Consider the following 10,045-nt stretch of genomic DNA (forward strand, 5'->3'; position numbering starts at 1 on the left):
CGGGCCCGTCAGGCGGGGTCTGCGCAAACTCGCCCTGCGGGCTCAAACATGCGCAGCCCTTTTTCCGCCTGCCGAACCCTCCAGTCGGCGCGCCAGAGGGGAGAGGAAATGCAGGTTACCAACGGTCAGTGCCAACAGTTCCATCCGGAGAGGCTCGGTGCATCGGAAAAGCCCGTTCCGACCCGCCGAGCAGCGCACCAGCGGGCGGGGAAGTCCGGCGCGGCTGTCTGAGCCCGAAGGGCGAGTTCCGCGTCGGCCGCCTGCTGGGAGCAGCGCAGGGCAGTCATTCGCGCAGCGAATGACCGGGGTGGCCGGGTCGCCTTCTTTGCCTTCTTTCTTGGCGAAGCAAGAAAGAAGGTCGCCCGCCGGGGCGAATTCCCGGCCGATGTAACGCCAAGCAACGGAAAGCCCGTAAGCAAGAGCTCAAGCCTTACCTGTCGAAGCGAAAGCGCTTTTCACACTTAACGCGAACATAGCCAATTCATTCGACCTCGACGCGCCAAACCATCGACATGCCGGTGATCGCAAGTTCGCGGTCGAATGAATTAGACCCCACCGGAGAGGCCTCGCTGGCAGTCTTCAGAGGCTGGGCTCGGAGACAAACCCGAATCGGGCCGCCACCTCGGCCTGCATGATCCGCCCTACTGAAACCGCTTTGCCCGCCCAGTGCAGACTCAGGGGCGCATCCTGTTTTTCCAGGTCACCCTCCAGGCGTGCGCAGAAAGCAGCCAGATCCCGGTCGTTCAGCAGCGCCACGCCATGCTCGCAGCCCAGCAGCAGGCTGCCGTCCTCATCCAGCCACGCTTCGGTCACGGTGTTTGCCGGCAGGCCGGTGTGGGTTTCAAGCTGCTCGGCACTGGCCAGGCGCAGGATCAGGGGCGTGTAGTCGAGGCTGACAAAAACCTGCTGCGGGCCGTTCTGGAAAAACCAGCGCCCGTCTGAGGTAGGCTGATAGTTGCGTCCGATGAAGGCGTTCAGCCCGGCGTGGCGGATAGGCCCTTCCGGCACCCGCCACTCGCCCCGGCGGCTCAGACGCAGCCAGCCGGTGCACGAAGGCACGTTCGGCCACTTGACCAGGGCCAGGCGAACGGCCTCATCCATGGGGTGGGCGTCCGCTTACCAGAGCTTCCACCAGGCGGCCTTGCGGTCCGTCGGGGCGTCGGCGGTCAGGTAGGTGCTTTTCGGGAAGTTGGTGCGCAGCACCCGCTGTGCATCGTCGCGCAACTCGGTGAGCTTCAGCGCGTCGTAGCTCTTCACCATCAGAAACAGGGCTTCCTCGGTGGCGGGCGACTGGGGAAAGTCCCTGATCACCGTCTGAGCCCGGTTGGCTGATGCCAGGAAGGCGCTGCGGCGGTAGTAGTAACGCGCCACGTGCACTTCGTGGGAGGCCAGCGCATTCACCAGGTAGCGCATGCGCAGGGTCGCATCGGGGGCGTACTTGCTCTCCGGGAAACGCTGCACCAGCTCCTTGAAGGTGTTGAACGAGGCGCGGGCCGCCTTGGTGTCGCGCTCAGAGAGATCCTGATTGGCCAATGCGCCGAGCAGGCCCAGATCTTCATTGAAGTTGGCCAGGCCCTTCAGGTAGAAGGCGTAGTCCACGTTCGGGTGGTTAGGGTGCAGCTTGATGAAGCGCTCGCAGGCCGCGATGGCCGAGGCCGGCTCGTTGGACTTGTAGTAAGCGTAAGCCACTTCGAGCTGGGACTGCTGGGCATAGCGGCCATAGGGATAGCGCGCCTCCAGCTTCTCGAACATCTTGATGGCCCTATCCCAGGCGCCATCGGACATGGACTCCTTGGCCTCCGAGTAGAGCTTCTGGGCGCTCCAGCCGTTGGTTTCGTCGATCTGGTCGGGCAGGCCGCTACAGCCAGCGAGCAGAAGGAAGCCGGCAAGCGTTAAACTACGCAGGGTGAAATGCGCCATTGAAAACTCTTTGGAAGAAGACTGGAGCGATTATAGCCCAGCCATCCCTTCCCCCTCTCCGCAGCGCGAGTCTATTCCTGACGACTGTGCCGGCCTCCGGGCCGACCAGGCGCTCGCTCGCCTGTTTCCCGAACATTCCCGCAGCCGCCTGCAGGCCTGGCTGAAGTCCGGGCGGATCCTCATCGACGGGGCCTCGCCGGATTCCAAGACCAAGGTCTGGGGGGGCGAAACCATACTGGTCAGCCCCGAGCCCTCGGATGCCATGCTGGCCGAGCAGGCCGAGGACATCCCGCTCCAGGTCATCCACGAGGACGACACCGTGCTGGTCATCGACAAGCCGGTCGGCCTGGTGGTGCATCCGGGCAGCGGCAACTGGTCCGGCACCCTGCTCAATGCCCTGCTGTTTCGCCACACGGGGTTTCGCGAGCTGCCCCGGGCCGGCATCGTCCATCGGCTCGACAAGGACACCAGCGGTCTGCTCGTGGTGGCCCGCACCCTTGAGGCCCAGACCGATCTGGTCCGTCAGCTCCAGGCCCGCACCGTCAAGCGCCACTATCTGGCCCTCGTCCATGGGCAGCCGGGGGCGAGTGGCGAAGTGAACGCGCCCATCGGCCGGCATCCGGTCCAGCGTACCAAGATGGCCGTCGTGCCCGGCGGGCGTGAGGCCCTGACCCGCTATCGGGTCATCGAGCGCTTCGCCCGCGCCACCCTGGTCGAATGCGAGCTCGCCACCGGCCGTACCCACCAGATCCGCGTACACATGGCCCACATCGGCCACCCGCTGATCGGCGACGCTACCTACGGCAAGGCGCGCAGCGCCGACCCGCGTCTCGACGCCTTCCCCCGCCAGGCCCTGCACGCCTGGCAGCTGGGTCTTATCCACCCCCGCAGCGGCGAGCCCTGCCGCTGGGAAACCGCCTTGCCCGACGATTTTGAAGGCCTGCTCGCCCTCTTGCGCAGCGGCACCGCCCCATGAACGATTCCTGGATCCAACCCGATTGGCCCGCACCGGCCCGCGTCAAGGCCCTGTCCACCACCCGCGCCGGTGGTGTCGGAGAGGCGCCTTATGACACCCTCAATCTCGGTACCCATGTCGGCGACGACCCGTCCCGGGTGGCCGACAATCGTGGCATCGTCCGTCAGGCTCTGCCAGCCGAACCGCGCTGGCTCAACCAGGTGCACGGAAGCACGGTGGTGGATGCCGCCGCCGGAGATGGCGTGCCCGATGCCGATGCCGCCTTCACCCGTGAGCCGGGGCGTGTCTGTGCAGTCATGACCGCCGACTGCCTGCCCGTGCTGCTCTGTGACCGGGCCGGGACCGTCGTTGCGGCAGCCCATGCCGGCTGGCGAGGGCTCTTTGACGGCGTGATCGAGGCGACCGTCGAAGCCATGGGCGTACCTCCGGGCCAGCTTCTGGCCTGGCTCGGCCCGGCCATCGGCCCCGATGCCTTCGAAGTGGGGGGCGAGGTCCGGGCGGCCTTCATGGGGCACAATCCGGCAGCCGAAGCAGCGTTTCGGCCATCCCCCAACCAGCACAAGTGGCTGGCCAACATCTACCTGCTGGCCCGTCAACGCCTGGTGCGTGCCGGTGTGACCGGAATCCATGGCGGCGACGCGTGCACGGTGAGTGATCCGGCACGCTTCTTCTCCTACCGCCGGGACGGCGTGACCGGACGCATGGCCTCCCTCATCTGGCTGGACTCACCGATTCCGGCGGACCACTGACGTTATACTGCGCGGCCCTTTTGATCATCGAATGCCCATGACCCCCCTTGCCTGGATTGTCGTGATGAGTTTTGCCGGGGGGCTGCTCAGTGTGCTGGTGGCTGCCGCGCTGTCCTGGGCCGCCCGCCCCACCTGGGTGCCGACCCTCATCAGCTATGCCATTGGCGCCCTGCTGGGGGCCGCCTTCCTTGAAGTCCTGCCCCACGCCATCGAGGCGGCCGAAAGCCCCGAACGTGCCGCCATGAACATCCTGGCCGGCATCCTGATTTTTTTCGTGCTGGAAAAACTGGTTCTATGGCGTCACTGCCATGACGAGGGCTGTCACGGGCACGGTCACGACCATCACGGGCACGCCGTCACCGAGGCTCACGACCACGGGCGAAGCGGCCTGCTCATCCTGGTGGGCGACACCTTTCACAACTTCGTCGATGGTGTGCTCATCGCTGCCGCCTTCGTGGAAAGCACGCCCCTGGGCATCGTTACCGCCCTGGCCATCATTGCCCATGAAATCCCCCAGGAAGCGGGTGATTTCCTGATCCTGCTGCATTCCGGCTACAGCCGCACCAAGGCCCTGGCTTTCAATCTGCTGTCCAGCCTCGCCACGCTGGTGGGGGGCATCCTCGCCTACTTCGCACTGTCCCACATGCAGTCGCTGGTGCCGGTGTTTCTCGCCCTTGCTGCCGCGAGTATGATTTACGTCGCTGTGGCCGATCTCATTCCGGGTTTGCATAAACGGACTGAATTGCGCGCCACTGCCCAGCAGGTATTATTGATCGCTGCCGGCATCGCCTCCATCGTTCTGGCCCATCCCCTCGCGGAGCGAGCGCTGGGCTGAACGGCGACGACGGGCAGGCGTACCGAAGAGCCATAAAAACAGGGAGAGCGGCGCAAGGCCATAGAACAAAAAAGTCAAAATCCCGCCGACCACAGTTGTTTCGGTTACCGTGGCGAGCAGGGCGACATAAATCCAAGCGATAGCAACGATATACATTCTCCGGATTCTACAAGGCCGCAAGGCAGGCCGGGGGAGGTGTTGGTCTGATCCGACCGCACCGCTTCGTTGCACGAGGCACACAACAAGGAGAGGTGGATGTCTGTAACACCGGAGCAGTCTGCAGAGGCACTACAGGGCATGTTCAAGTTCGGCCAATCGCTGGCTGAAGGCTTTTTTGATTTCCTCGGCAAGCAGAACGCTGCGATCCAGCAGGTCGCACCTGCCACGGCGCCGCAGATTCCCCTGCCTGAAACCCAGGAGCTCGCCCGGCTCCAGAAAGAACTTGCCGAAGCCCACGCCCGCCTTTGGACGTCCATGGCCCAGGCGCGTCCCGGCGAACCCGTCGAACCGATGGTCCAGCCCCAGCCCGGCGACCGCCGCTTTGCTGCGCCCGAGTGGTCGTCCAGCCCGGTCTACGACTACATCCGCCAGGCCTACCTGCTCAACGCCGACTACCTCGCCAAGGTGTCCGACGCCCTGCCCGTGGCCGACGGTCGCAGCAAGGCCCGCATGCAGTTCCTGACCCGCCAGTACATCGACGCCCTGGCGCCGTCCAACTTTGCGGCCACCAACCCCGAGTTCATCCAGACGGCCCTCGCCACCAAGGGCGAGAGCATCACCCAGGGCATCAAGAACCTGATGGGTGACATGGAGAAGGGGCGCATCTCCATGACCGATGACTCGGCCTTCGAGATCGGCACCAACCTGGCCACCACGCCCGGCTCCGTCATCTACGAGAACGAGCTGATCCAGCTGATCCAGTACGCACCGCTCACCGAAAAGGTCTACAAGACCCCGCTGCTGATCGTGCCGCCCTGTATCAACAAGTTCTACATCATGGATCTGCAGCCGGCCAACTCGCTGGTGCGCTTCATCGTCGAACAAGGCTTTACCGTCTTCCTCGTATCCTGGAAGAACGCCAAGGCCGAGCAAGCCCACTTCGGCTGGGACGACTACCTCGAAAAAGGCCCCATCACCGCCCTCCAGGTGGTGCGTGAAGTCACCAAGGTCGACAAGCCCAACGTCCTCGGCTTCTGCGTCGGCGGCACCATCCTGTCGTCCTCCCTCGCCGTGTTGCGCGCCAAGGGCGAAGACCCGGCCGAAAGCCTAACCCTCATGACCACCCTGCTTGATTTCGCCGATGCTGGCGAAATCGGCTGCCTGGTGGACGAAGCCTCCGTCGCCGCCCGCGAAGCCGCCATCGGCAAGGGCGGCCTGCTGATGGGCCGCGAGCTGGCGCAAGTCTTCTCCAGCCTGCGGGCCAACGACCTCATCTGGCAATACGTGGTCGGCAACTACCTCAAGGGCAAGCAACCGGAAGCCTTCGATCTGCTGTACTGGAACTCCGACAGCACCAACCTTTCCGGCCCCTTCCTCGCCTGGTACCTGCGCAACATGTACCTCGAGAACAACCTGCGCGTGCCCGGCAAGCTCGAGATGCTCGGCGTCAAGGTAGACATGGGCAAGGTCGACCTGCCCGCCTACCTCCTCGCCACCCGCGAAGACCACATCGTCCCCTGGACCAGCGCCTACCTGGTGCGTCAGATCCTCGGCGGTGAAACCACCTTCGTGCTGGGCGCCAGCGGCCACATCGCCGGCGCCATCAACCCGGCCTCGAAGAACCGCCGCAGCTACTGGACCAGCGACTCCCAGGCTTCCGTGCCCGAGGAGTGGCTCGACACCGCTGCTGAGCAAAAGGGCAGCTGGTGGCTGCACTGGATCGAATGGCTCAAGACGCGCAGCGGCACCCAGATCGCCGCCCGCAGCAAGCCCGGCAACGCAAAATACAAGGTCATCGAAGCGGCCCCCGGCCGTTACGTCAAGGAAAAGGCCTGAGCTTCACCTCCCGCACGGCTGGCCCGTGCCGGAGCGCACACCCTATAAAAGAAGAAACGCGCTGGCGGCGAGACAACAACGGGGGCGCTGTCGGCGTTCAAGTCACCCCCGCATAAATTACGAACAAGGAGGGAGAAAACATGGCACGTGTAGCACTGGTAACCGGAGGTATGGGCGGTCTCGGCGAGTCCATCTGCATCAAGTTGGCCGCACTTGGCTACAAGGTGGTCACCACCCACTCGCCCGGCAATCAAAAAGCCGCCGAATGGCTGCAGACCATGAACAACATGGGCTACGGCTTCAAGGCCTACCCCTGTGACGTGGGTGATTTTGACTCCGCCAAAGCCTGCGTCGAGCAGGTGACCGCAGAGATCGGCCCCGTGGATGTTCTGGTCAACAACGCCGGCATCACCCGCGACATGACCTTCAAGCGCATGACCAAGGCCGACTGGGACGCCGTCATGCACACCAACCTCGACAGCGTCTTCAACATGACCAAGCAGGTCATGGACGGCATGGTCGAACGCAAGTGGGGCCGCGTCATCAACGTGTCCTCCCTCAACGGCATCAAGGGCGCCTTCGGTCAGACCAACTATGCGGCTGCCAAGGCCGGCATGCACGGTTTCACCAAGTCCCTGGCCCTCGAAGTGGCAAAATCCGGTGTCACGGTCAACACCATCTCCCCGGGCTACATCGGCACCAAGATGGTCCTCGCCATTCCGCAGGAAGTCCTTGAAAGTAAAATTCTTCCCCAGATCCCGATGAGCCGTCTCGGCAAGCCGGAAGAAATCGCCGGCCTGATTGCCTACCTTTCGTCCGACGAGGCGGCGTTCGTGACTGGCGCCAACATCTCTATCAACGGCGGTCAGCATATGTTCTAATCGCCACTCTCTCTGGCACTGCAACAAAAGGAAAGTGAAATGACTCAACGCATCGCTCTTGTTACTGGCGCAGTTGGTGGTCTCGGCACTGCGATCTGCAAATCCCTCGCTGCCGCGGGCGTCCGTGTGGTGGGCAACTTCTTCCCGGGCGATCCCGCCAAGGACGCATGGGTTGAAGCCCGCAAGGCGGAAGGCCTCGATATCCCGCTGTACGGGTTCGACGTGTCCGACTACGAGCAGTGCAAGGCAGCCGTTGAGGCGATCGCCACCGAAGTCGGCCCGATCGACATCCTGGTGAACAACGCCGGCATCACCCGCGACAAGTTCTTCCCGAAGATGGAAAAGGGCCAGTGGGACGCGGTCATCGCGACCAACCTCACCAGCCTCTTCAATGTGACCCACTCCATTTCCCCGAAGATGGCGGAACGTGGTTTTGGCCGCATCATCAACATCTCCTCGGTGAACGGCGTCAAGGGTCAAGCTGGTCAGACCAACTACTCCGCCGCCAAGGCCGGTGTCATCGGCTTCACCAAGGCGCTGGCCGCCGAGCTGGCCACCAAGGGTGTTACCTGTAACGCCATTGCCCCGGGCTACATCGGCACCGACATGGTCATGGCCATCAAGGAAGAAGTCCGCAACGCCATCATCGACACCGTGCCCGTCAAGCGTCTTGGCAAGCCGGAAGAAATCGGCGCTGCTGTGGTCTACCTGTCCTCCGATCTGGCTGGCTACGTCACTGGCGCCACCCTGAACGTGAACGGCGGCCTGTACTACCAGTAATCTGCAGTTGCCGCACGCATCACGCAAAACCCCGCCTCGGCGGGGTTTTGTTTTTTTGGGGATAGGCAGGGGAGGGCGACTGAAGTCGCCCCTACAAACCCGGATGACCCTGGATTGCATTCAGCCATCGCACCACCTGTAGGGGCGACTTCAGTCGCCCTCCCAGCGCAAGTGCCCGCTGCCCCTGCATCAACCTGCAACACCCATCACGCTAAGCCTGCACCAGGACGGGGCTTTTTTTTGCGCACCGCAGTATAATTCTCAACGGCGAATTCCATCGCCAAGGAGAAGACACGAATGGCCGATCAGATTCGCCTGATAAAAAAGTACCCGAACCGCCGCCTTTACGACACCCAGACCAGCTCCTACATCACGCTCGCAGACGTGAAGGAACTCGTCCTCGAACACGGTATCTTCCAGGTCGTCGACGCCAAGAGTGGCGAAGACCTGACCCGCAACATCCTGCTGCAGATCATCCTCGAAGAGGAGGCTGGCGGCGCGCCCATGTTCACCAGCGACCTGCTGTCCCAGATGATCCGCTTCTATGGCAATGCCATGCAGGGGATGATGGGCAAGTATCTCGAAAGCAACATCAGGTCCTTCACCGACATGCAGGCCAAGCTTCAAGACCAGGTCCGCTCGGTTTACGGTGAAAATGCCACCGTCAATCAAGACCTGTGGGCCCAGTTCCTGAATTTTCAGGGGCCCGCCATGCAGAGCATGATGGGTGCCTACATGGAGCAGAGCAAGAAGATGTACACCCAGATGCAGGAGCAGCTGGACAGCCAGACCCGCAATCTCTTCTCCGGCTTCCCCTTCCCGGGCTTCCCGCCGGGCCTGGCCGGCGACAAAAATGCTGTCGCGGCACCCGATACCGAGCCGCCAGCCACTCCCAAGAAATAAAATAACGGGGCCGCGCACACGACGCGGCCCTTGCACTTTATCCCCACAGGTTTTGAACGCATGACCCAATCCAAGCTCGCCGCCGCCCCCAAGGTAGGATTCGTCAGCCTCGGGTGCCCCAAGGCCCTCGTCGACTCCGAGCACATCCTCACCCGCCTGCGGGCCGAGGGCTACGAGATCTCTCCCTCCTACGAAGGCTCCGACCTCGTGGTGATCAACACCTGCGGCTTCATCGACGCCGCGGTGGAAGAGTCCCTCGACGCCATCGGCGAAGCGCTCGCCGAGAACGGCAAGGTCATCGTTACCGGCTGCCTGGGTGCCAAGGACGACGTCGTGCTGGCGGCTCACCCGCAAGTGCTCGCCGTCACCGGCCCCCATGCCACCGAAGAGGTCATGCACGAGGTGCACAAGCACCTGCCCAAGCCCCACGACCCCTTCATCGACCTGATCCCGCCCCAGGGCATCAAGCTCACGCCCGATCACTACGCCTACCTCAAGATTTCCGAAGGCTGCAACCACCGCTGCACCTTCTGCATCATCCCGTCCCTGCGCGGCGACCTGGTCAGCCGGCCCATCGGTGACGTCATGCGCGAAGCCGAAAACCTCGTCAATGCCGGCGTCAAGGAGCTCCTCGTCGTCTCCCAGGACACCTCCGCCTACGGCGTCGACACCAAGTACCGCACCGGCTTCTGGGGCGGCAAACCCATGCGCACCAAACTCTACGACCTGTGCAACGCCCTCGGCGACCTGGGCGTGTGGGTGCGTCTGCACTACGTCTATCCCTACCCCAGCGTGGACGACATCATCCCGCTGATGGCCGAAGGCAAGATCCTGCCCTACCTCGACGTGCCCTTCCAGCACGCCAGCCCGCGCATCCTCAAGGCCATGAAGCGGCCGGCCAGCGCCGAGAACAACCTCGAGCGCGTCCGCCGCTGGCGCGAGATCTGCCCCGATCTCACCATCCGCTCCACCTTCATCACCGGCTTCCCCGGCGAGACCGAGGCTG

The 10,045-nt window shown here is 63.4% G+C and carries 10 protein-coding genes; 8 read left to right on the forward strand and 2 right to left on the reverse strand.

Features of this window, described 5'->3' with window-relative positions:
- Positions 1-579: 579 nt before the first annotated feature.
- Positions 580-1,101 (reverse strand): DUF2946 family protein, encoded by a 522-nt coding sequence (locus tag ACIQ09_RS20690; RefSeq protein WP_398314075.1) that lies wholly within the window; start codon positions 1,099-1,101, stop codon positions 580-582.
- A 15-nt stretch (positions 1,102-1,116) separates the two neighbouring features.
- A complete protein-coding gene (locus ACIQ09_RS20695) occupies positions 1,117-1,920 on the reverse strand; it encodes an outer membrane protein assembly factor BamD (protein ID WP_398314077.1) in 804 nt (267 codons plus the stop codon).
- A gap of 10 nt (positions 1,921-1,930) precedes the next feature.
- Here ACIQ09_RS20695 and ACIQ09_RS20700 point away from each other — a divergent pair, with 10 nt between their 5' ends.
- The 8 genes from ACIQ09_RS20700 to rimO form a co-directional block, all read left to right on the forward strand.
- Positions 1,931-2,896, forward strand: a complete 966-nt coding sequence (locus ACIQ09_RS20700; protein WP_398314079.1) for an RluA family pseudouridine synthase — start codon at positions 1,931-1,933, stop codon at positions 2,894-2,896.
- Positions 2,893-3,645, forward strand: coding sequence for a peptidoglycan editing factor PgeF (gene pgeF / locus ACIQ09_RS20705; protein ID WP_398314081.1), 753 nt, complete (start codon positions 2,893-2,895; stop codon positions 3,643-3,645). The genes ACIQ09_RS20700 and pgeF overlap by 4 nt, the downstream gene beginning before the upstream one ends.
- 37 nt (positions 3,646-3,682) lie before the next feature.
- On the forward strand, positions 3,683-4,480 hold the full coding sequence (locus tag ACIQ09_RS20710; RefSeq protein ID WP_398314083.1) for a ZIP family metal transporter: 798 nt from the start codon (positions 3,683-3,685) through the stop codon (positions 4,478-4,480).
- Between the two features lie 255 nt (positions 4,481-4,735).
- Positions 4,736-6,475 carry a PHA/PHB synthase family protein gene (locus tag ACIQ09_RS20715; protein ID WP_398314085.1) on the forward strand — a complete coding sequence of 580 codons (1,740 nt, stop codon included), beginning with the start codon at positions 4,736-4,738 and terminating at the stop codon, positions 6,473-6,475.
- A 140-nt stretch (positions 6,476-6,615) separates the two neighbouring features.
- Complete coding sequence (phbB, locus tag ACIQ09_RS20720) at positions 6,616-7,356, forward strand: acetoacetyl-CoA reductase (protein WP_296409996.1); 741 nt, start codon at positions 6,616-6,618, stop codon at positions 7,354-7,356.
- A 39-nt stretch (positions 7,357-7,395) separates the two neighbouring features.
- Positions 7,396-8,136, forward strand: a complete 741-nt coding sequence (gene phbB / locus ACIQ09_RS20725; RefSeq protein WP_296401675.1) for an acetoacetyl-CoA reductase — start codon at positions 7,396-7,398, stop codon at positions 8,134-8,136.
- Between the two features lie 297 nt (positions 8,137-8,433).
- Positions 8,434-9,039 carry a polyhydroxyalkanoate synthesis repressor PhaR gene (phaR, locus tag ACIQ09_RS20730; RefSeq protein WP_398314088.1) on the forward strand — a complete coding sequence of 202 codons (606 nt, stop codon included), beginning with the start codon at positions 8,434-8,436 and terminating at the stop codon, positions 9,037-9,039.
- 60 nt (positions 9,040-9,099) lie between these two features.
- Positions 9,100-10,045: 30S ribosomal protein S12 methylthiotransferase RimO (rimO, locus tag ACIQ09_RS20735; protein ID WP_398314090.1), on the forward strand; the 946-nt coding region annotated here is incomplete at its 3' end.

This window comes from Zoogloea sp. (assembly GCF_044344315.1).
Lineage (GTDB): Bacteria > Pseudomonadota > Gammaproteobacteria > Burkholderiales > Rhodocyclaceae > Zoogloea.